The sequence below is a fragment of the Faecalibacterium sp. OM04-11BH genome (assembly GCF_003482185.1).
Lineage (GTDB): Bacteria > Bacillota > Clostridia > Oscillospirales > Ruminococcaceae > Faecalibacterium > Faecalibacterium tardum.
In genome coordinates this window covers 155285-177699 of sequence record NZ_QULS01000005.1, presented here as the reverse complement: position 1 = coordinate 177699, position 22415 = coordinate 155285, and the positions used below count along the sequence as shown (strand labels likewise).

Here is a 22415-nt window from a genome sequence, read left to right as displayed (position 1 = left end):
AAAAATGGCGTTTGTATAGACAAAAGCCCTGCTTGCTACAATGGTGTTGGTTCTGAGAAGTTCACAGCCAGTGAGCTATACAGATGCCCAAACCTAAGCTACAATGAAGATGTGCTGAGAGAACGAAGCATTGCTTGAGCTGAACGCTCGTACGCGCAAACTGTTCTCCGCCATCTCCATTGCAGCGTTCGATTGACGCAGGTTGAGTTATCGGCAGATAAAAATGTTGCCGTACATTCGTGTCACAAAGCAAGCTGAATCGGTAATGGGCATAGGCGGAACCGGCATTAATATCCTCGACCGCGTGGGCGGCGGCGATGCCTTCGCCAGCGGCCTCATCTACGCCATGCTGCACGACTACAAGGCCATGGATATGATCAACTTTGCCGTGGCCAGCAGCGCCATCAAGCACACCATCCACGGCGATGCCAACATCACCGACGAAGTAAGCTCCATCCGCAACCTGATGAACATGAACTACGACATCAAGCGTTGAGTTTCGCCTTAGCGCTTCCGTCTGCCGGGAACCGACCGCTGCACGTTGGTTTCCGGCTTTTTTTATACCGTCAGCGTCACAAATTGACACCAATTTATCATTCTTCACGAAGTATGTGCTAAAATCTCTTGACAGCACCTCACAAAATATGTTATCTTTTGTAAACATCCTTGAAAAGATATGACATTTTCTGGGGACCGAACACAAACCGATTTTTCTCTGGAGGAAAGACCCATGAAACAGGAGATCATCCGCAAACTGAGCGCTGCCGTGGCCATGAGCCTCGTTGTTGGCGTCTCTCTGGCCGCCTGCGGCGGCAGCAGCAGCTCCACCGCTGCCGGTGTGACTAAGACCGGCTCTGCCGAAGGCTTTGGCGGTGCTGTCACCGCCACCCTGACCGTGGATGCCAACGGCACCGTTACCGACTGCAAACTGGAAGGCGCACAGGAGACCGAGAGCATCGGCGGCGCTGCACTGGAAGAGCTGTCCAAGCAGGTCGTGGCCGCCAACGGCCCCGCCATCGACGGCGTTGCCGGTGCCACGGTGACCTCCAAGGCCGTCCGGAAGGCCGTTGCCGCCGCACTGGGTGTGGAGCTGGCCGAAGAAGCCCCCGCCGACTCTGCTGCCGCAGCCCCCGCTGAGCCCGCCGCCATCGTCCCGGTGGAAGGCGGCATCCAGATCGGTCAGGCCTATGCTGCCGCCCACGGCACCAAGTGCTTCACCGAAGCGGTGGCTGTGGTGAAGGATGACGTCATCCTCGCCGCCTACCTCGACGATTTTCAGTTCACCAGCACCGATGCAGGCGTGACCGCCGTGCCCAACTCCGACTCCGACTTTGCCGCAGGCTACGCCGAGGGCAAGGTGCTGATGTCCAAGCGGGCCAACGCCGATTATTACAGCAAGATGATGGCTGAAAAGGGCGGCTCCACGGTCGCTCTGGATGCAAACTTCGACGCCATCCAGAACTTTGCCGTCGGCAAGACCATCTCCGAGCTGGAGGATGTGGCCGCCAAGGGTGCCGAGGCTGTGGACGCCGTCTCCGGCGCAACGCTGGTGGATACCGCCGGTTATCTCTCTGCCATCGTGGATGCCGCCAAAAACGCCCAGACCACGCAGGCCGTGGAGTTCAACGGCAGCTCCGAGGACCTGAAGCTGAATGTGGTCTATGGGGCCGCACACGGTACCAAGTGCTTCACCTCCGGCGCTGTCGCCACCGCCGGGGACACCATCGTGCTGAGCTACATTGACGAGTTCCAGTTTGCCGGTTCGGACGCCGGGGTCGTCGGTGTGCCCAACTCCGATTCTGACTTCGGCGCAGGCTACGCCGAGGGCAAGGTGCTGATGTCCAAGCGGGTCAACGCCGATTACTACAGCAAGATGATGGCCGAAAAGGCTGGTTCCACCGTTTCGCTGGATGCCAACTACGACGCCATCCAGAATCACGTGAACGGCATGAGCATTGCCGACGCCGAGGCTCTGAGCAAAGATGAAAAGGCTGTGGACGCCGTTTCCGGTGCCACGCTGGTGGATACTGCCGGCTACGTTGGTGTGCTGGTGGATGCCGCAAAGTAAGGCAAGAAAAATAACGTTCCTCTGAACACAGCAGCGCCCGCCGGGAGATCTCCCGGCGGGCGCTGCTTATTTATTATACGCAGTTAGCACAATCTAACCATCTGGTGGAAGAAAAGGCAGGCCACCTGTATGCAGTCTGCCTTTTGCCTGATGCGAAAGCTCGCAGACACGCGGAGCTTACAGCACCAGCGAGGGCGCGGTGTAGACCCGTGCCTTCAGCTCGCTGTTTAGCATATACAGTCCCTTGCTGTCACCGCCGAACAGATCCATCTTGGTAATGAGGTCAGCGGCGTTCTTCTCCTCCTCGCCCTGTTCCTTGATGAACCAGTCCAGCATCTGCATGGTGCGGAAGTCCCTGACCTCGTATGCGGCGGCGTAGATGGCATTGATGCTGGCGGTAATCAGCATCTCGTGTTCCAGTGCTTTTTTCAGCGGGGCCATGTGGTCGCCTCGTTCCCACTCCGGCTTTGCGATAGCCTCAAAGGTGACGTCCTCGCCGTTATTCTGCAAATACTGATAAAACAGCATGGCGTGATCCCGTTCCTCCTGCGCCTGTACCCGGTACCAGTTCTCAAAGCCGTCCAGTCCGACGGCGGCGTAGTAGTTGGCAAAGTCCAGATACAGATAGGCGGAGTAGAACTCCTTATTGATCTGCTCGTTGAGCAGAAGAGATACGTTAGTGTTCATGATACTTCTCCTCCATAAGATTGTCTTTTCCTGCTCCCGGCATGGGGGCAGATATACCGTACCCAGAGCGATGCTGGGATGCTCCCTTTTCATCTCCAGGAACACCTGCTCCGCCTTGGGATGCTGCTGCAGCTCCGTTGCGGCGGCCAATATCTCCTCTGCGTATTTTGGCATACCGCCAACTCTCCAAATGCAAGAATGAATCTTATTATTTTGCTTTTATTATACCTATATTTTTTTCTCTGTCAACAACCACAAAGGGCTTGTGCTCCAAAAGTTGCCTCGAAGCCGATTTTCTCAAATTATGTGACGCCGTCACAGTAAAACCGCTTGTCACGCGGTAATACTACGCATAAAAGCACAGCCGCAGAGTACATCTGTGGCTGTGCTTTGTGTTCAGTTGCTCACTGTTGTGTGGACTGGATATGGAGAGACAACATATCTCCCGATCTTACATGGGTTATCTTATCTGCCATCACTCTGGCAGTTTGCCTTGCAGATATGTCGGCATCCCCACTGCGGTCGTATCCGGCCTGACCTTAAACATGGCTTTTTCAATCTACCTCCCTTATCGGTTTTCCGCGATATATTTCTCCGCCATGTGAACTGCCACCGCGCCGTCCGCCACGGCGGTGACCACCTGACGGAGGGGCTTCGTCCGCACGTCGCCCACGGCGTAAACGCCGGGAATACTGGTTTCCGTGGTCTCTCCGGCCACGATATAGCCGCCGCCGTCCAGCTCCAGTTGACCCACCGCCAGCGCCGTGGCGGGCTGTCGGCCCACGCTGACAAATACGCCGTCGCAGTCCACCACGCTTTCCTCACCGGTGACGGTGTCCCGCAGGCGGACGCCGGTCAGCCTGTCCCCGGAAAGCAGCGCGGAAACGACACTGTTCCAACGGAATTCCACGTTTTCGGCCTGTGCCAGCGGCTCGTGATAGATTTTGGTGGCCCGCAGGGTGTCTCTGCGGTGGACGAGGATCACTTTTTTCGCCACGCGGCTGAGAAGGAGGGCATCTGCCGCGGCGGAATTGCCGCCGCCCACCACGACCACCGTTTTGCCCTTGTAAAACATCCCGTCGCAGGCGGCGCAGTAGGCCACGCCCCGGCCCAACAGCTCCGTCTCTCCGGCAACGCCCAGCGTTCTGGGTTCTGCGCCGGTGGCCAGCACCACGGTTTTCCCCCGGAAGATCCCCTCGCTGGTCTCCACGAGCTTGGGAACCGCCGTCAGATCCATGCGGAGAACTTCCGCGTATTCGCTGCGTGCCCCAAAACGCTCCGCCTGCTTTTGCATATTCTCCGCCAGAGAGAAGCCGTCGATCCCGTTCTCAAAGCCGGGGTAGTTGTCGATCTGCTCGGTCAGGGCCATCTGCCCACCGGCGGACAGTTTTTCCAGCACGATGGTGTCCAGCCCCGCCCGTGCCGCGTACAGGGCGGCGGTGTAGCCGCCCGGGCCGCCGCCCACCACGAGCATATCATAAACATGATTGTTGTTCATATCTGAACCCTCCGTTATTTCGCCAAGGCTTCCTGAATGAAACGGTCGATTTCTGCCTTTGAGCCGGGCGCGATGATGGAATCCACGGCCTTTCCGTTCCGGTACAGCACCAGAGTTGGGATGTCCTCGATCCCCTCGGCCCCCGCCAGCCGCGGCTCCTCGTCAATGTTGATCTTGCCGACGGCGAGGCTGTCCGCGTATTCCTCTCCGATCTTCTCATACGCGGGGCCGATCCTCCGGCAGTAGCTGCACCAGGGCGCCCAGAAATCCACCAAAACGGGCTTTTCGCCCCGGGTCGCCTGCTCAAACTGCTCCTGATTCATATTGATAGCTGCCATATCTGTCAGCTCCTTTCCTTTGTTTGGGTATTCTCAAGACTCCGGTCTCGCCCCACACCACATCGTGACCTCAACCTGAGATGACGGTACTCTGCCCTTGGGACATAAAGCAGATGAGTAAGACCATCATCTGTACGAAAATAGCTGCGGTTTGTTGCAGCTTATTCTGCGCAGAGCTCAGCCACCAGAGCGTCCATCTGCGCTTCGCTGGATTGGTTCAATGCACCACGCAGAGACACTACCGTTTCGTAAAGGTGGATATCCTTCATCTCCTCCAATTTGGTGCGCATCAGCCGCGCGGCAGCAGGTGCCCAAGAACCGTCTTCAATAAGGCCAACCCGGCGGTTTCGGAATCCCTTTGTCCGTAAATGTTCCAAAAACTCCCTCATGGGCGGAAACAGTCCTCCGTCATAGGTGGCGCTGGCTAAAACCAACTTCCCGCAGTAGAACGCACTGGCAACAGCGTAGGAAAGATCTGTCACAGTGAGATCACATATGTTGACCTGTACGCCTTTTTTCTCTAATTTACCCTTGAGGGTCTTCGCCGCATGGGCAGTATTTCCATGGATGGATGCGTGGGCAATCAGTATGCTCTCCGATTCTTCTGGTTCCCATTGTGACCAGAGATCATAGAGCCGCAGACACTCCTCCAGCCCTTCTGTAAGCACGGGACCGTGGAGCGGGCAGATTGTTTTGATCTCCAGCGCGGAGATTTTTTTCAGCAGAGCCTGCACCTGTGCGCCATATTTCCCGATAATATTGTAATAATACCGTCGGGCCTGCGGCACCCAGGGGGCACGGGCAGTCCGTTCCAGTGAGCCAAAGCGTCCGAAGGCATCCGCCGAGAACAGGATTTTTTCCGTTTCCTCATACGCCGTCATCACCTCCGGCCAGTGTACCATCGGCGCCAGCAGAAAGCGCAGCCGGTGCAAACCCAAGGAAAGCGTATCTCTTTCGCCAACCTCCAGCATACGGTCTTCCGACAATGCACCTGTGCCGAAGAACTGCTTGATCAGGATAAATGTTTTCGCGTTTCCCACGATCTTCATCTCCGGGTACTTTTGTGCCAGCCGCATGAGACTGCCGGAATGATCCGGCTCCATGTGCGTGACCACAAGATAGTCGGGCCTGCGCCCCTCCAACACCCGCGCCACATTGGAAAGCCATTCTTCCGTTGCCCGTGCGTCCACGCTGTCCATCACGGCAATCTTCTCATCCAGAATGACATAGGAGTTGTAGCTCACTCCCATAGGCTGGACGGGGTACTGGTTTTCAAAGAGTGCCAATGTGTTATCATCCACCCCTACATAGCGGATGGCATTTGTTACCGTTTGGATAGCCATATAAAAAACACCTCCTATTTTCCTTACTCAGACTCTGACTGATAGGTTCTTCTTTTCTAACGAAACATACGCTCAACCGCGGATCGACGGTCGCGCATTTTACCGTTGCCTTGCTTCCTCCAGAGTCGTTACATGTGGTACACCGCAGCGGAGCGAAGTCCTTCCGGCAGGCCGTCGGGAGCAGCAGGTGAAAGTTCCCAGCGTACCTGCCCCGCCCACTGGGAGGCGACGGCGGAGAAGTGGAGCATGACAATACCGAGATCCAATGCGGCATCCAAATTATCGGTGTAGGCATCCTCCTGCTGCACCAAATAGATGCTGTGATCCTGCACAAGGAAGCCATAGGGCTGACGGTTGAGATAGCTGGGGGAGAGCGAAGCGGCGTAGAAGGACTGCCAGAGCATATCGTCGTAGAAGTCCATCATCTCGTCAAGCCCAGACTTGTTGCTCCAGCTCCCCATGTGAACCAAATCGTTCACGCCCTTTTTGGGCGCGTAGTACTGCTGCTCGGCCCGCACATCGATCTGAGACATACTTAGGATATTCAGCCGCAGCTTTTTTGCGGTCTTTTCCCCGTAGCCAAAGGCAACGATTGCCGCCACCTCTAACGGGGTGGCGAGAGACAGTGCCTTTTTGATTTTGTCGCTGTCGGTGAAGGTCATCCAGCAGGTGTCAATGTCCAACTCAGTCAGCTTGAGGACGAGATCTTCCATCATGTAGCCGGCGTTGATGGCCGCATAGGAATGCGGGGCAGACATAAGGAGCAGGTAGTGCGGTGCTCCGATGAGAAATTGATTATAGCCCGCTGAGCTCTCCAGCGCCGGCTGTGCATCCTTATCCAAGACGATCAACTCCGTTGCAATCTCCGGGACAAGACGGGGGCAGGTCTTTTCATAGTAGGATCTGAGCTGGCCGATAGCCTCGCTCGGAACTTCCTTTTCGCGGAATGCGTGAACGGATCTGCGATTTTGAATCATAGCGCTGTAATTCATAGTAATATCTCCTATTCTGATGTCTTTGGTTTTCTTATAAATCGTCTATCAGTGCGGTGCTCTTGGCGTAGGCGGTACTGCGTGCCTCAAAGAAATCGGTCTTGACCATGTTGGCGTCGGCGTACTGGCTGACCCATTCCATGCTCTCCGGTTCGCTCTCAAAGCCTGGATACAATGCGGGATAGCCAAGGCTCGTCCAGCGGAGGTTGCCGAGATAGCGGATGTAATCGCTGATCATCTGCCGGTTCAGCCCCGGGATGTCGTCGCCGATTACATAATGCCCCCATGCGATCTCCTGCTCCACGCCCTCACGCATCATCTCGCGCAGCGCTTGTACGCTCGCGGCGGTGAACAACTCCGGCTGCTCCTTTTGCAGCTCCGTGATGATATTGCGGAACAGCCACAAGTGCGTGTTCTCATCGCGGTTTATGTAGCGAATCTCCTGCGCCGAGCCGGGCATCTTCCCGTTTCGGGAGAGATTGTAGAAGAACATAAAGCCGCTGTAAAAATAGATGCCCTCCAAAATATAGTTTGCCATCATCACGCGCAGCAGCGTGGGAGCGTCCTTCCGCTCCTGAAACTCGTTGTAGCAGTCCCCAATGAAGGTGTTGCGGCGCAGCAGATGCTCGTCCGTTTTCCATTGGTAGAGGATGTCATTGCGCTCCACGGGGGAACAGATGGTGTCGAGCATATAGCTGTAGCTCTGTGAGTGGACACACTCCTGAAACGCCTGAATGGACAGGCAGAGATTGACCTCGTTGGCGGTAATGTAGGCGCCGATATTAGGCAGGTTCGCTGTCTGAATGGAATCCAAAAAGACAAGAAAACTCAGAATTTTATCGTAGGCGCTGCGCTCGGCTGACAGCAGGCGGGGATAGTCCTTCACATCCTGCGAGAGATTGATCTCCTCAGGAATCCAGAAGTTGTTCATGGCCTGCCGGTACCAGTCGCTGACCCAAGCGTACTTCATATTGTTGAAGTCATTGAGGTTGGTGGTATTGCCGCCGATCATGCGCCGCAGGCGCACATCAGGGTCGCCCTCCGGGTTAAAGAGGGGCTTTTTCTTCAGTTCCGTCATGCTATCCTCCTTATGACGAGCAGCTTTCGCAGGCCTCGACCTCAAGGGCCTTGCTGCGGACATAGTAAATGGTCTTGACGCCGGCCCTCCACGCCTCCAAATACAGTCTGAGCACCTGACGCATGGAATAGTCGTTGGTGATATAGAGATTCATGCTCTGCGCCTGGTCAATATGTCTCTGGCGAAGGCCCGCGGCGCGTACCGACCAGCTTTGGTCGATTAGATGCGCTGCCTTATAGTACCACCATGTGTCCATAGAAAGCTCCGGAGCAACGCGGGGCAGCATGCTGCCCTTTTTTTCCTCTAAAAAGAATTTCTTCATAATTGGATCTATGCCCGCCGACGTGCCGGAGAGGATAGATGTGCTGGAGGTCGGTGCGACCGCCAGCAGATAGGCGTTGCGCATTCCCTGCACCGCCACCGTTTTCGCAAGCGCCCGCCACTTTTCGGAGGTATAACCCCGCTTTTCAAAATACGCGCCCGTCTGCCAGTCGCTGCCCTCAAAGAGCGCGTAACGACCCTTTTCCCGTGCCAGTGCTGTGTCCGCCTTGACGGCGGCGTAGTTGATGAGCTCGAATACTGCGTCGGTGAAGGCAAGGTGCTCATCGCTCTCCCAGTGGATGCCGCGCTTTGCCAGCATGTGGTGGTAGCCGCTGACGCCCAGGCCGATGCTGCGGTACTTCTGATTGGTAAGCCGCGCGTATTCCAACGGGTAGAAGTTGAGGTCGATCACATTATCCAGTGCGCGGATGGCCGTTTCCACCGTGCGTTCCATATAGGCCTCGTCCTCCACCGGTAGATTACCGAGAGACAGACTCGCCAGGTTGCAGACCACAAACTCACCTGGGCGTGTGGCCGTCACCACTATTGTGTCGCCGTTCTCCGTGTGCACCTCAGTGCTGATGTGCTCGATGGGCGCCATGTTCTGCGCGATCTCCGTACAGAGATTGGAGCAATAGATCATTCCCGTGTGGCCGTTTGGGTTCATATGATTTACACTGTCTCGATTGAAAGCGAAGGGCGTGCCGGTCTCCACTGCCGAGCGAAGCACCAGCCGCACGATGTCCTTGACGGTGACGCTGCGCTTTTCGATGCGCGGGTCATTGACGCAGTCCAGATACCGCTTCTCCCATTCTGTACCCCAGTAATCCTCCAGTGCGTAGCCCTTGACCGTGAGGATTTCATGCGGACACATGAGATGCCACGGCGCGTCTATGTTCTCCTCCGCCAGTCGCCAGAAGAGATCCGGATAGCACACGGCGGGAAACACATCATGTGCCTTCATGCGGTCGTCGCCGTTGTTGGTGCGCAGTTGAAGGAATTCCGGCAGATCCCGGTGCCATGCGTCTAAGTAAACCGCCACAGCGCCCTGCCGCATCCCCAACTGATCCACCGCCACGGCGGTGTCATTGACCAGCCGAATCCAGCGGATAACACCGCCCGCCGCCCCTTGAAAGCCGCGGATGGTGCTGCCTGCAGCGCGCACCTTACCGAAGTACATCCCCATTCCACCGCCGAATTTAGAGACCTTTGCGAAGTTGTCCAGCGAGCGGTAGATGCCGTCCAGACTGTCCGGCACAGTGTCCACAAAGCAGCTTGAAAGCTGATGGTAGGGCTTTCGTGCGTTGGACATGGTAGGTGTCGCCATCGTGACCTCCATACGGCTGAGCATATCGTAAAAGCGTTTTACCCACCCCATGCGGTCAGAGCCTTCGTTCATAGCAAGATGCAGCGCGATACCCAAAAACATCTCCTGCGGTGTTTCCAGCGGCACGCGGCTGCGTGACTGGATCACATAGCGTTTGAGCAGCAGGTCAAGGCCGGAGTAGGTGAACAGCTCGTCCCGTTCCGGGCAGAGAAAGTCCTCCGCCATGGCAATCTCCTCGTGGGTATAGTGGGCAAGGATATAGTCACCGTAGAGTCCCTTATCCGTCAGATAGCGAAGCTTGCCATAGAGGTCGCAGACGCCGCGCCCCTCCCATTCCTGTGCGTTGCGACAGCGAAAGGAGTGGTTCAGAAGCCGCGCCGCGATGAACTCCCACTTGGGTGCCTCTGCCGTAGTCAGCTCTACCGCCGCCTTGGTCAGTGCCTCAGCCCGCTCATCCTCCGTCATGCCCAGGCGACAGAAACTCTCAAACTTCATTTGAAGCGCCGCGAGGGAGTAGACTTCCTCGGTAAAATCCATCTGGATGCGGCGCAGCACCTCGTCAAGCGAGTCATCCCCCACCGTCCGCGCGATGGTATGCCGGACACGGCGCAGCGCAGACCGCTTTTCGCGGTAGAGGATGTACGCCTTGGCCACCTCATAGTGTCCGCGCTCCATGAGCGTTCGCTCCACCTCGTCCTGCACACGTTCTACGGTGAGCGGCACTGTGACGGAGAGATTGTTGAGAACGGTGGCGAGGATCTCATCCATCTCTCTGCTCCCGATCTCCTTGCCCTGTCCGTCAAACGCCTTTTTCATGGCGTTGAAAATTTTCTCCTGTTGAAAGGGAACAGACTCCCCGTTTCGTTTTCTGATCTCCATTTCGATCCTCTCATCTTCTCCGGGCACTTCTCATGTCCTTTTGGGCAAAGAGCGGGCAAGCGCAGTATCACGCTTGCCCGCTCTGTTTTTGAAAGCCGGTTTTTCTGCAGCCGACGCGGCGGGGCTGTTTGTTGTCTGTTGTCTTGGTTTTGGCTTTCCTTGCCAGTTACTTCATAGATTCCAGAATGGCGTCCGCCAGTGCTTCCAACTCAGTGCGCTTGTCCGTGCCCATGGACGAGGCGAGACTGAGCCGCTCGTTGAGCACTGTCATGTTCTTAAGCTCATTGTTGACGAATTTCTGCATGAGGTCACCGGACTTCACCGCCCATGAGCCGTTTTCAATGATGGCAAAGGTGCGGTTTTGCAGATTCAGTGCCTTCATATCCATGAGGAAGTCATGCATGGCGGGGTAGATGCCGAGGTTGTAGGTCACAGAGGCTAGGACAATGTGACTGTACTTAAACGCCTCGGAGATCAGCTGGGAGACATGAGTGGAGGACACATCGTACATCGCCACCTTGCTCATGCCCTTATCGCAGAGCGACGTCGCCAGCGCCTGCGCCGCGTTCTCCGTGTTGCCATACATAGAGGCGTAGACGATGAGCACGCCCTGGGTTTCAGGGGCATAGCGGCTCCATGTGTCGTACTTTTCGATGAACCAGCCCAGATTCTTGCGCCACACGGGGCCGTGGAGCGGGCAGATGTACTTGATCTGATCCAAAACGCCGCCGGCCTTTTTCAGCAGGAGCTGGATGTGGGGGCCGTACTTGCCCACGATGTTGGTGAGGTAACGGCGGGCGTCGTCCAGCCAGTCCCGCTCGAAGTCCACCTCGTCGGCGAACAGCTTGCCGTCCAGCGCGCCGAAGGTGCCGAAGGCGTCGGCGGAAAAGAGGACGCCGTCGGTGACGTCGAGGGTCACCATGGCCTCCGGCCAGTGAACCATAGGCGCGCCCACAAAGGTGACGGTGTGCTTGCCGAAGGAGAAGGTGTCGCCCTCCTTCACCTCGATGCACTCATGTCCGTCCACATGGAAGCCGAACTGCCGCATGAGCATGAATGCCTTCTCATTGGAGATCAATTTCACCTTGGGATGGCGCAGCAGGATCTCCTCGATGCAGGCGGCGTGATCCGGCTCCAGATGGTTGACCAGCAGGTAGTCCAGCTCGCGGCCATCCAGCACATACGCCAGATTTTCCAAAAGCTGGCGGCAGGCAGACCAGTCCACCGTGTCAAAGAGCACCGTCTTTTCATCCAGCAGGCAGTAGGCGTTGTAGCTTACGCCCCGGGGAATGGGAAAGCAGTTTTCAAACAGGGCCAGGCGATGGTCGTTGGCGCCCACCCAGTAGAGGTCGTTCGTTACTTTACGCACGCAATACATCTTATCTTGCCTCCTTCACGGCCTCAAGCCTTTACAAATTGATCCTTCGTCTCCGCGCACTCGGGACACACCCACTCGGCGGGAAGCTGCTCAAAGAGGGTACCGGGCGCGATCTCGCCGTCCTCGTCGCCCAACTCCGGCACATACTCGTAGCCGCAGCCGCTGCAGACGTAGCGGTCGCCGATGGGGGCGGGCTTCGGCGGCGTGGGCCGCTTCATCTTTACCATGGGCGGCGCGGGCAGCTTTTCGCCGCTATCCAGCGCGGCAGTGAGCAGGGGCAGGATCTCCTCCACATCGCCCACGATGCCGTAGTCGCAGTTCTTGAAGATAGGCGCGTTACCGTTCTTATTGATGGCCACGATGGTGGAGGCGTCCTTGATGCCCTTAAGGTGCTGGGATGCGCCGGAGATGCCGCAGGCGATGTACAGATTGCCGGTGAACTTCTGACCGGACATACCCACATAGCGGTTCAGCGGCAGATATTTGAGAGTCTCCGCCACAGGGCGGGAAGAACCGATGGCCGCGCCGGCGGCCTTGGCCAGCGACTCTACCAGTTTCATGTTCTTTTTCTCCCCGATGCCCTTGCCCGCGGAGACCACCCGCTCCGCCTGCGGGATGGGCGTATCCATAGGGATGCCCACGGAGAAGTCGTGACCATCCTTCTTCAGCGCCGCCACAAGGTCGGCCACCTGCTGGGCAGCATCCCCCTCCCGGAAGATGGTCTTTTTGCGAATGCCGGTGATGGGCGCGGGTTTCTTGGCCGCCGAACGGCTCTCGCCGCCGGAGCTCTTGCCCAGCCTGCCCAACAGATGAGAGGCGATGACCACCCGCTGGATCTCGTTAGTGCCCTCGTAGAGGGTGGTGATCTTGGCGTCGCGGTAGGCCCGTTCCACCTCCATGCCCTTGAGGTAGCCGCTGCCGCCGTGGATCTGCAAGGCATCGTTGGTGACCTCCAGCGCGATGTCCGAGGCGTACATCTTCGCCATGGCGGACTCCATGCCGTAAGGCGCGTGCTGCTCCTTCAGCTCCGCCGCGGAGTAGATGAGGAACCGGGCGCAGCGCAGCTTGGTTGCCATATCCGCCAGCTTGAAGGCGATGCTCTGCTGGGCCGCGATGGGCTTGCCGAACTGGACGCGCTCCTTGGAATAGCTCAACGCGTGCTCAAACGCGCCCTGGGCGATGCCCAGCGCCTGCGCGGCGATGCCGATGCGCCCGCCGTCCAGCGTGGACATGGCAATCTTGAAGCCCTCGCCCTCCTTGCCCAATAGGTTTTCCTTGGGAACCTTCACGTCGTTAAAGATCAGCTCCGCCGTGGAGGAGGAGCGAATACCCATCTTGTCATAGTGGTCGCCGAACTCAAAGCCCTTCCAGCCCTTCTCCACGATGAAAGCGGAGATGCCCCGGGTGCCGATGTCCGGCGTGGTGACGGCGAAAACCACATAGGTGTCCGCCTTAGGGGCATTGGTAATGAAGATCTTGCCGCCGTTGAGGAGGTAGTAGTCCCCCTTATCCAGCGCCGTGGTCTCCGTGCCGCCGGCGTCGGATCCGGCGTTGGTCTCCGTGAGGCCGAAGGCGCCGATCTTCTCGCCCTTGGCCAGCGGAACCAGATATTTCTTCTTCTGTTCCTCGGTGCCATAGGCGAAAATGGGCCATGAGCCGAGGGAGACGTGGGCGGAGAGGATTACGCCCGTGCCGCCGTCCACACGGGCCAGCTCCTCCACCGCGATGGCGTAGCTCAGGGCATCAAGACCGGCACCGCCGTACTCCTTGGGGTAGGGAATGCCCATCCAGCCCAGCTTGCCCAGCTTCTTGACAGCCTCATCGGGAAACTCATTGTTCTGATCCATTAAAAATGCGAGTGGCTTGATCTCCTCCTCCGCAAAACTCCGGATCTTCGCGCGCAGCTCTTCGTGCGCCGACGTGGTTTGAAACAGCATACGGGTACCTCCTTTTAAAATTTTACAGCTTGCTTGTATCTTGGGAATCGGATCCGCCGGTCAGCAGCCTGCGCAGGCTCACGGCACGGAACGCCTCGTCCTGCTTTTGCTGCAAGGCCGCCAGCTGACAGTGGATGGTGCACCGACCATGCTTGTCCTGCCAGCGGCATTCATATCCCGGCTCCATGCAGGCGCACAGGATGCCCCGCTCCCCCACGACCCCCATGAGATCGTAGAGGGAGGTTGCGTCCAGATCGCAGGACAGCTCGCAGCCGCCGAGAGCGCCGCGGCTCACCCGCACCAAATTGCCGGCGGAGAGCTTGCGCAGAATCTGGTAGGCAAACTGATTGGGGATCAATTCCGTTTCCGACATCTCGGCCACCGAATGCTTCTCCCCGTCCAGCAGCACCCGCAAAATGCGCAGCGCGTAGTCCGTCTCTTTGGTGATGATCATGCTCCACATCCTCTTTTCGCTTGCTTGTTAATACCATAATATCAATCTTGATAAATTTTGTCAAGATAGTTTCAAAAAAAATATCGCTTTATTACAGACCGCCCCAGCCCGGGTCAGCTTCGCTTTCCATTCAGCGAAAAGCCATGTTCCTTACAATTATAGAAGCCGAAAAAGCTGTGCCGTGGCAGTCCGCCGAAAGCAGAAAAGACTATGCCTGAAAACCAGAAAGCGGAGAAATTGGTTGGGGCTCGCAGGGGTCGCCCATCCAAGGCGGATGAGGCGATCCCTGACAAGCCTAAGCCATCCAACCGAAACAAGCAATAAAGTGCGTGCTTTTCATTTTATTTATGCCGATCATTCTTGGGAGACAGTAGAAAAATTTCCATTGTTATTGACATGATGTGCGTTACAGAGTAAAGTATTCATCAAGACTGATTCGCAATAAAGAATATCATGGTCGTTCCGTGATCGAGGTCGTTATGATAAAAGGAAATGTAAAAATAGATCGCAAAAATCTCATCAGCATCCTGCAAAGCTGCCTTGTGCTGATTTTGGTGATCCTTGTCGCTCTGATGATGGTCGAGATCGGCAACCTGAAGGGCACGGCCCGCGTCATCAATTATGCCGGGCTGGTGCGCGGAGACACGCAGCGGGCGGTAAAGCTGGAGATCACAGGCACCCGAAACGATGAGTTGATCGCGTATTTAGACGATATCTTAAGCAATCTGACATCCGGAGAAGGGCACTACGAATTGGTAAAGCTCAAGGACGCGGCCTATCAGGAAAGGCTGGACAGCCAGCGTGCCTACTGGGAGCGGCTCAAGGCGGAGGTCGCGGCGGCCAGACAGCGTGGATATGAGAACACCCAAATCGTTGCCATGAGCGAGACCTATTTTGAAATGGCGGACGAAACGGTGTCTGCCGCGGAACACTATTCAGAAAAGATCGCCATGAAGATCCGCACTATTGAGATCCTCTCGGCACTGGATATGCTGTGCCTGGTTATCCTAATCATGCTCCAGACCGCCATGGCACTGAAAATGGCCCGGAAAAACCAACTGCTGGAGCAGAAGGCATACATCGACATCCATACCGGCCTGCCCAACAAGGGCTCCTGCGAGGAGCTTCTCAACAACAGGGAAATTCTCCGGGAGCCTACGGCCTGCGTCATATTTGACCTGAACAATCTGAAAACCGTCAACGATACGAGGGGTCATTCGGCGGGTGATCAACTGATCCTGAGCTTTGCCCGGCTTTTACGCCGGGTGATCCCGGAAAAGCATTTCGTGGGCAGATACGGCGGCGACGAATTTATGGCGGTCATTTACCATACGGACCGGCAGGAGGTGGAGGGCATACTGGACAGTCTGCGCAGGGAAGCCGACGCTGCAAACCGTGACGGCAATCAGCTTCCTCTCAGCTACGCCTACGGTTGGGCGATCTCCGCCGATTATGAAGGCTGCATCATGCAAACGCTGCTGGACAAGGCCGACTATTGCATGTACGAAAATAAGCGAGCCTACTACGCCACCCACGACCGGAGAGCGCCAAGGCCATAAGGCTCTTTTCAAACGAAAAACAGCAAGAACGAATTCGTCGCCACTATTGCGAAAAAAGCCTGGCCTGACGAAGAAAGGACAGGGAGGCGGCACTGAACGTCCACGTCGCAGTTGTGATGGAGGTACTGAAGGCTGGTGGCAGCGTGCAGTTCATCAGCTTCGTTAGCTTTGAGGTGAAGGGGTGCGCTGCCCGATCTGCCGGTTCGATGGTTGGCTGTACAGGAAACTCACCAGCAGGTACTTTACGATGAACGCTGGGGCGAGGGGCGGACGACTATCTTCTTTGCTGCACAACTGCACCATTTTCTCATACACGGACGATAGATCCAGCACTGCCTTACATTTCCGGAGGATGGTCTCCTGCTGCATTAGATACTCGATTAATCCGCCAAGCTGATCTGGCCATTGCTGTAACGATACATAGCTGCCCTCCAGGTACAAGGTTTTTGCTGGATTTTTTCCAGTTCTCTTGCTCCAATTATACCACAGATTGGCCTCTATGGATTGAAATATAAGGCTTTTTCTTTTATTCAGTGCATATTAAGTTAGGATGTGCAGTAGATGCTCCATTTTAGCGTTTATCTGGAGATTGCCAAAGGATAAATAGAAGCAGTATTATGATGAGCAGCTTGCCGCAGAAAAGCAGCGCACCGAGCGTGTGCCCAAGCGCATTCTGACTGAGGAAGAAATGTCGGCTCTGTCCGATCGGCTGATGCAGGTCACCAAGGGCATGACCATCACGGTGCGGTATTTCAAAGAGGATACCGCCCACCCGGAGATTCCCGCAGTGGGCAACTACATCACGCTGACCGGAAAAGCGGACCGCATCGACCCGGTGTTCCGCACCTTGCAAGTGGGCGAAACCGTAGTGCCCTTTGAAGATCTGGTTGAGATCAGTGGGGAAAGCATCATGGAGATTGACCAATATCTCGGCATTACAGAGGATTAAGCACAAAAAAGGCCACCAGTCGAAAAAACGGCTGGTGGTCTTGCCTACTTATGATGTATCGTCGGTAACTGCTTGACTTTGTTTCTGACTTTTTTGCGTTCCAGTGAGAACACCATATCTGGAGTACGTTCAAAAAATCCTATATCACGCCGCCAGCTTGTGCCGCATTTGCAGTGGAACAGACCAATGAACTGCTGCTTCATTTTACGTCCGCAGTTCGGACAGATTCGCTTGCTGGCTTCCATAAAAATTTACTGGAGTTTGGCAACAATTTCATCAGCGGACATACCGCTGGCAAGCAGCTTCTTCAGCACATCTTCTGCTTCGCTCTTCTTTGCTTCTTCCATTGCCTTTGCTTCGGCGGCAGCTTTTTTGTTTTCGGCTTTGGTAAGTTCCTTGGTGACGGCTTTCAATTCTGCTTTCTTGGCTTTCATCTGCGTTTTCAGATCATCGAGATTTGCAGTCAGCGTAGCAACCTCAGATTCAATTTTTTCCTTTTCAGCGGTCTTTTCTGCAACGACGGCTGCATAATCAACGCTGGCCTTTACAGTACGAGCCTTATTCTTGCTTCCCTTGGGTCTTGCCATAATAATTTCCTCCCATAAAGTGAAATAATTTGATACTTACAAGTATATTTCCAAATAGTCAGAATTGCAATAGGTAACATGAGCCGTTTTCAACTGCTACTGTGCCACATCAGAAGGTAGGGCTTCATAATGGCAAGATACTTATCGCGTGCAGAACTTTCGTGCATATGCTTCTTGAGAATCCATCTAGTGAATACCGACACCCTCCATGATCTTTTCTATCCAATTTGTGGAAGAATCATTTTTCTCACTAAATGACCCCAAATAATGTGACGAACTCTCAACCTCTATTATTACACCATCCGGCATTCTGTATTTTTCTAAACTGAGATTCAAACCTTTAAGTGGGATTGTTCTAGCCAGTTGAGGGATAGAAACTGTATGGAGAATATCAATTTTTGATAAACCTCTATACGTTTCTGTCTTTTCGGCTTCACTTAGCAACCGTTCTGCATACTGATTTGAAATAACCTGTATGCGAAATTGTTCTTTTTCATCCTCGGTCATCTCAAGTGGAACGCCGTGCAATGTGTCTACAATATAGGACGAAATTTTAGCGAAGTGCTCGTCAAAATCAGTGGTATTCAAATTTTCTTCCTGATTCACTTCACTCTGCATGTACGGTCACCTCACTTTCCTTTTTTTTAGGCATAAACCAATAAAACATAACACAAAATGCTAAAGCAAACACAACACCAAAAACATTTTGACTCACTCTAAGACTAACCGCTCCTTGTAGTCCATATGTCTCTGCAGCAATGGCTAAAGCACCAAATGTGTTAAATACTGCCTGCCAGCCATATTGTGCTGAAAATCCTACACCGATTCCACCAAGAATTCCTATATATGCATAGATTGACGAAGGAAGCAGAAAATATAATACTGTAAAACATATAACACCTGCAATATTTCCGACAATCCTTTTACGGACTCTGTAGTGCATATCTTCCATAGACGGCAAAATCACGGACATGGCCGCAATACCAGCCCACATTGCACGTGGCATATTACAAAGTTCTGCAATGCAAAGGACAATCGGTACGCATAAAATCTGACATATCTGCCATTTTGTTCTGGAAGAAGTGATATCAAATTCTTGTATCAGATCTTTCAGATTTCTTTTATAAGTTCTGTTTTTATGATTTCGATAAAATACGAAGCAGGTAAGTGCTGCGCCTAAAGCCATTCCGACTAATCGCATCTGATAGCTTTTTCCCGTAACATCATAACCATATAGCAGCAGATACCCAAGAACCAATGTAGATTGATTAAACATGGATGGATTATGGCATCCGAACAGAATCAACACAGCCAGTGCCGCAATATTTAACAGCATTCCCAATACCGGTGAAAACTGATTTGCTAAATGCGGACATACAGTCATAATTACAAAGAACAAAGCCAAAAGCATCGTAGATTGTCCGGTGTGGATCCCCAGATCCGCATTCCTAAACACCATGAGACATAATAAGACTACTACACCTACAATGCTGTTCTCATTTCCAAATAGGATGCTGAAAATACTAACAAAGAAAAAACAAAATGCCATTGTAGCAGCTATCTTCACCAGATATACCCACATATGATATAATTTTTCTTTTAGTGTTTCACTCTTTTTCAACAGGTTTTTAGAACCCGCCTGATTTAACTGCAACTCCTGATAAAATGTCATATAAATTCTCCCATCTTCTAATTTATCTTAAAACTAGATAATCTCATCTTTCTGCTTTGGCAGCTCTATAACAAATCTGCATCCACCATATTCACGGTTTTCTGCTTTGATTGTTCCTCCGGCACTATCTACAATCCGTTTTACAAGTGCAAGACCTAGGCCATTTCCTTCTGCTTTATGAGATCCATCTACCTGATAGAACTTGTCAAATATTCTGGATTTTACATCATCCTCTATTCCTGGTCCTTCATCTTCCAGAATGAACTTAACAGAATCCTGTTCTTGTTTCAGAAACATCGTAATTGTCCCCTTTGAAGGGCTGAACTTAATCGCATTATCTAAAAGATTTATCCAGATATGCATAAAAAGTCCTTCATTCGCAGTATATTTAACTTCCTCCAATTCTACCTGAAAACCAATTTCTTTTTCTGTCCATTTTGTTTCCAATGAAAGAACTGCCTGGCGGATCTGTTCATCCAGACGATATTCTGTTTTTTTCATTGGTATATTCTGATTCTCTAACTTGGATAACAGCAAAATATTACCAACCAATCCGGAAAGTCTTTGGGTGTTAAATAAGATTTTTTCTACATATTCCTCTTGATCCGGAGACAGTTCTTCTCCCTGAAGCAACATTGTATATCCTTCAATGGCATTAATCGGGGTCTTAAACTCATGAGAAACATCAGATACAAAATCCATCTGCAGCACCTCTGTTGCACGAAGTTCTTTTGTCATAACGTTAAAACTTTGATAAGATTCTCCAACTTCTGCTATACGGCTGTTCGTTTCCAAATGCTGTTCAAAATCTCCCCGAGAAACTTCCTTCATTGCTTTACTAAGTCTTGTAATTGGTTCCAGTAACTTTGCATTAATAAAGGAAGTGATCAGCCCTGCAATCAATGTATTGAAAATCAAAAGCCAGCCAAGCACAGGTATGCTGCCCGGCAGATTAAAAAAATGATTCAAAAAAGCAAATAATAACGCAGATATGACTGTTGAAAATACAAGTGCCAGCCAGATTGCACCAGTCAGACAGGATCGGATCCGCAATCCTTTTTCTTTCTTTTGTTCCATTATTTTTTCACCACCTTGTATCCAATTCCGCGCATTGTTACGATTTCAAAATCAGGGTTATCTTTCAAACGCTCCCTGATTCTTCCTATATGTACCTCTATCGTATGTGGGTCTGCCTCCGTCTCGTATCCCCATACTTCATCCATCAACTGTTGTTTTGTAAATATTCTGCCTGGCGAAGCTGCAAGCTTATATAAAAGCAGGAATTCTTTTTTAGGCAAAACAAGACTTTCCTTATCAGTTGTAACCGTCATTGCATCATAATCAAACTCTGTTGAACCGATCACAATTTTGTGTTCATTCAGTATCTGTGCACGGCGAAGCAGTGCTCCGACTCTTAAAACCATTTCATTCACATTTACCGGTTTTACCATATAATCGTCACTTCCCGAAAGAAATCCCTGGCGCATATCATCAAAGGAACCTTTCGCAGTGATCATAAGTACAGGTATCTGATATCCTGCTGAACGGAGTTCCGACACCAGTTCATAACCATCCATAACCGGCATCATAATATCAGAAATGATCAGATCAATATATTCCTTAACCAATACTTCTAATGCCTGTGCTCCATCCGATGCACTTTTGACTTGATATCCATTCTTCTCAAGCACTTTTTGGAATAGCTGGCTTAATTCTTTATCATCTTCTACAATCAATATTTGAAACACGTTTTCCTTCCTCCTTATTAAAACAGATACCTTGCCCATCCAAGCAGATGCTGTACCAAAAATATTTTTCTCTGACGTTTCTTTGTTAATTCGATTGGCTTTACATGATATGGATCACGATAGGTTCCATCTTCCAATACCTGGCGGGACACTCTTTCATATTCCATCATGCCCTCTTCCAACTGTTTATTAATATCTTTACTGCGAATTACAAGCATCAGTTCCGTATCCAGATATGCACTTCTCATGTCCATATTAAAGGAACCGATTACAGACAGATCATCGTCAATCAGAATACTTTTTCCGTGGTATGAATAACCGCCTTCATATTCCCAGATATTAATTCCTGTACTTAAGATTCTATTTCTGTTTTTCGCATAATCGGCAGCCCCAAATGGATTCCCATTATTCGCAACTGAATTTGTCATGATAGAAAAATCTGAAACGTTCTCTGCAATCTCCTCCCATGTATTATACATCATATCATTACAGATAATATATGGCGTGTGGATCTTCACACGATTTTTTGCATTTTTCATCAATTCTCCCAACTGATACCACACTACTGGTTCTTTGGAACCTGTGTGAATAGGATTTGACACTAATGCAATCTTTTCTGTCTCAAAAGTTTCGTCCGTGTAATCGGTATCGCAGATTCTTTCCTTATTCTCTTCAAAATATTTCTGATAGCCGTTCTGCAGCTCTAAAACTGCGTTCTTTACAGATTTTCTATTTGCCAGTTTTTTATTGTCATGAAAATAATCACTGTCTTCTTGTTCCCATATCGTTTCAAAATACTCTAACAACTGGTTAACTGAATTTTCTTTCTCAGGTTCATCGCAAACCACTAACACGTCTCTGTCATAGTTCTTATGTCCCGGAAAATCACCCAGGAAATAATTGTATGTATTTCTTCCCCCAAGAATATATCTCTTTCCATCTGCAATCAAATATTTATCATGCATTCTACCCATTATTTTCCACGGTTTCAACGGATTGGCCTTATTATACAGTTTAATTTCAACATTCTCATGGGAAGATAATCCATAGAAATACGGATTTCCTTCCATATCAATCCAGCTCTCCATTCCATCTACTAACAGACGAATATGTACACCTCTGTCTGCCGCATCATGCAGTGCTCCTAAGATCAATTTTCCACTTTCATCGGATTGAAATGCAAAAGTAGAAAGAATAATTTCCTTTTTTGCATTCTTGATCAAACGCACTCTTTGTAAAAGCGCTTCTGGATTCTTTTCTATGATTACTGCCCGTTCTGTATTTTCACTGCATTCGTTCCATGACCCATTTTTTGTTTCTTTTTTGGTTGTATTGGACACTTCCAGCTGCTTTTTATATGCAACGCAGATTCCGAGCAATTCATAAAAAGCCACACATAAAAAAATTGCCAGTATAACAAGAAGGATTTTACATATTTTATGCTTTTTCATTGTACATCACTTGATTCCTTTTTATTTCTTATTCTTATTCATTAGCAATACAATACAATAGAAAACTCAATTTAACCTCAACAAGGTTTGTTTTTTCATCCATGCAAAATCTTCTTTGTACAACAGACTGTTAGATATAGCAAAAACGG

19 protein-coding genes and 1 pseudogene are annotated in these 22415 nt (G+C 51.9%); 4 read left to right on the top strand and 16 right to left on the bottom strand.

Annotation, left to right across the window (positions count from 1 at the left end; genetic code table 11):
* Window positions 1-289: 289 nt before the first annotated feature.
* Together DXB44_RS06865 and DXB44_RS06860 are read left to right on the top strand one after the other, a co-directional pair.
* Window positions 290-496, top strand: a pseudogene (locus DXB44_RS06865) (PfkB family carbohydrate kinase); the annotation flags it as partial.
* 234 nt (window positions 497-730) lie between these two features.
* A complete protein-coding gene (locus tag DXB44_RS06860; RefSeq protein WP_015536769.1) occupies window positions 731-2068 on the top strand; it encodes an FMN-binding protein in 1338 nt (445 codons plus the stop codon).
* Between the two features lie 177 nt (window positions 2069-2245).
* Here the strand turns inward: DXB44_RS06860 and DXB44_RS06855 are convergent, their stop codons facing one another.
* The 10 genes from DXB44_RS06855 to DXB44_RS06810 all read right to left on the bottom strand — a co-directional run bounded on the left by DXB44_RS06855 (window position 2246) and on the right by DXB44_RS06810 (window position 14300).
* Window positions 2246-2758 (bottom strand): ferritin, encoded by a 513-nt coding sequence (locus DXB44_RS06855; RefSeq protein ID WP_097784888.1) that lies wholly within the window; start codon window positions 2756-2758, stop codon window positions 2246-2248.
* Window positions 2759-3323: 565 nt separating this feature from the next.
* Window positions 3324-4253: a thioredoxin-disulfide reductase gene (gene trxB / locus DXB44_RS06850; RefSeq protein ID WP_118658172.1), complete on the bottom strand. Its 930-nt coding sequence runs from the start codon at window positions 4251-4253 to the stop codon at window positions 3324-3326.
* Window positions 4254-4267: 14 nt separating this feature from the next.
* Window positions 4268-4591, bottom strand: coding sequence for a thioredoxin domain-containing protein (locus DXB44_RS06845; protein ID WP_117949769.1), 324 nt, complete (start codon window positions 4589-4591; stop codon window positions 4268-4270).
* 161 nt (window positions 4592-4752) lie between these two features.
* Window positions 4753-5934, bottom strand: coding sequence for an MBL fold metallo-hydrolase (locus DXB44_RS06840; RefSeq protein ID WP_118658171.1), 1182 nt, complete (start codon window positions 5932-5934; stop codon window positions 4753-4755).
* 128 nt (window positions 5935-6062) lie between these two features.
* Window positions 6063-6926, bottom strand: a complete 864-nt coding sequence (locus tag DXB44_RS06835; protein WP_097777347.1) for a nitroreductase family protein — start codon at window positions 6924-6926, stop codon at window positions 6063-6065.
* Between the two features lie 34 nt (window positions 6927-6960).
* Complete coding sequence (locus DXB44_RS06830) at window positions 6961-8004, bottom strand: ribonucleotide-diphosphate reductase subunit beta (protein WP_118658170.1); 1044 nt, start codon at window positions 8002-8004, stop codon at window positions 6961-6963.
* 10 nt (window positions 8005-8014) lie between these two features.
* Complete coding sequence (locus tag DXB44_RS06825; RefSeq protein ID WP_165852639.1) at window positions 8015-10531, bottom strand: ribonucleoside-diphosphate reductase subunit alpha; 2517 nt, start codon at window positions 10529-10531, stop codon at window positions 8015-8017.
* Window positions 10532-10697: 166 nt separating this feature from the next.
* Window positions 10698-11909 carry an FprA family A-type flavoprotein gene (locus tag DXB44_RS06820; protein WP_118658168.1) on the bottom strand — a complete coding sequence of 404 codons (1212 nt, stop codon included), beginning with the start codon at window positions 11907-11909 and terminating at the stop codon, window positions 10698-10700.
* A gap of 23 nt (window positions 11910-11932) precedes the next feature.
* Window positions 11933-13846, bottom strand: coding sequence for an acyl-CoA dehydrogenase family protein (locus DXB44_RS06815; protein WP_118658167.1), 1914 nt, complete (start codon window positions 13844-13846; stop codon window positions 11933-11935).
* A gap of 22 nt (window positions 13847-13868) precedes the next feature.
* Window positions 13869-14300, bottom strand: coding sequence for an Rrf2 family transcriptional regulator (locus DXB44_RS06810; RefSeq protein ID WP_112122112.1), 432 nt, complete (start codon window positions 14298-14300; stop codon window positions 13869-13871).
* A 479-nt stretch (window positions 14301-14779) separates the two neighbouring features.
* Between DXB44_RS06810 and DXB44_RS06805 the strand changes: the two genes are divergently transcribed.
* Entirely contained in the window at window positions 14780-15859 is a 1080-nt protein-coding gene (locus DXB44_RS06805) for a diguanylate cyclase (protein WP_112122111.1), read from the top strand.
* A gap of 658 nt (window positions 15860-16517) precedes the next feature.
* Window positions 16518-16808 carry a hypothetical protein gene (locus DXB44_RS06795; RefSeq protein WP_242983658.1) on the top strand — a complete coding sequence of 97 codons (291 nt, stop codon included), beginning with the start codon at window positions 16518-16520 and terminating at the stop codon, window positions 16806-16808.
* A 251-nt stretch (window positions 16809-17059) separates the two neighbouring features.
* Here DXB44_RS06795 and DXB44_RS06785 read toward each other — a convergent pair whose 3' ends face one another.
* From DXB44_RS06785 to DXB44_RS06760, 6 genes are all read right to left on the bottom strand, one after another.
* Complete coding sequence (locus DXB44_RS06785; RefSeq protein WP_112122108.1) at window positions 17060-17395, bottom strand: hypothetical protein; 336 nt, start codon at window positions 17393-17395, stop codon at window positions 17060-17062.
* 186 nt (window positions 17396-17581) lie between these two features.
* Entirely contained in the window at window positions 17582-18013 is a 432-nt protein-coding gene (locus DXB44_RS06780) for a hypothetical protein (RefSeq protein WP_005921183.1), read from the bottom strand.
* A complete protein-coding gene (locus DXB44_RS06775) occupies window positions 18003-19067 on the bottom strand; it encodes an FUSC family protein (protein WP_015536754.1) in 1065 nt (354 codons plus the stop codon). The genes DXB44_RS06780 and DXB44_RS06775 overlap by 11 nt, the downstream gene beginning before the upstream one ends.
* Before the next feature lie 33 nt (window positions 19068-19100).
* Entirely contained in the window at window positions 19101-20144 is a 1044-nt protein-coding gene (locus tag DXB44_RS06770) for a HAMP domain-containing sensor histidine kinase (protein WP_005929825.1), read from the bottom strand.
* Window positions 20144-20854, bottom strand: coding sequence for a response regulator transcription factor (locus DXB44_RS06765; RefSeq protein ID WP_005946428.1), 711 nt, complete (start codon window positions 20852-20854; stop codon window positions 20144-20146). The genes DXB44_RS06770 and DXB44_RS06765 overlap by 1 nt, the downstream gene beginning before the upstream one ends.
* Window positions 20833-22266 carry a phospholipase D family protein gene (locus DXB44_RS06760; protein WP_118658166.1) on the bottom strand — a complete coding sequence of 478 codons (1434 nt, stop codon included), beginning with the start codon at window positions 22264-22266 and terminating at the stop codon, window positions 20833-20835. The genes DXB44_RS06765 and DXB44_RS06760 overlap by 22 nt, the downstream gene beginning before the upstream one ends.
* Window positions 22267-22415 lie beyond the last annotated feature (149 nt).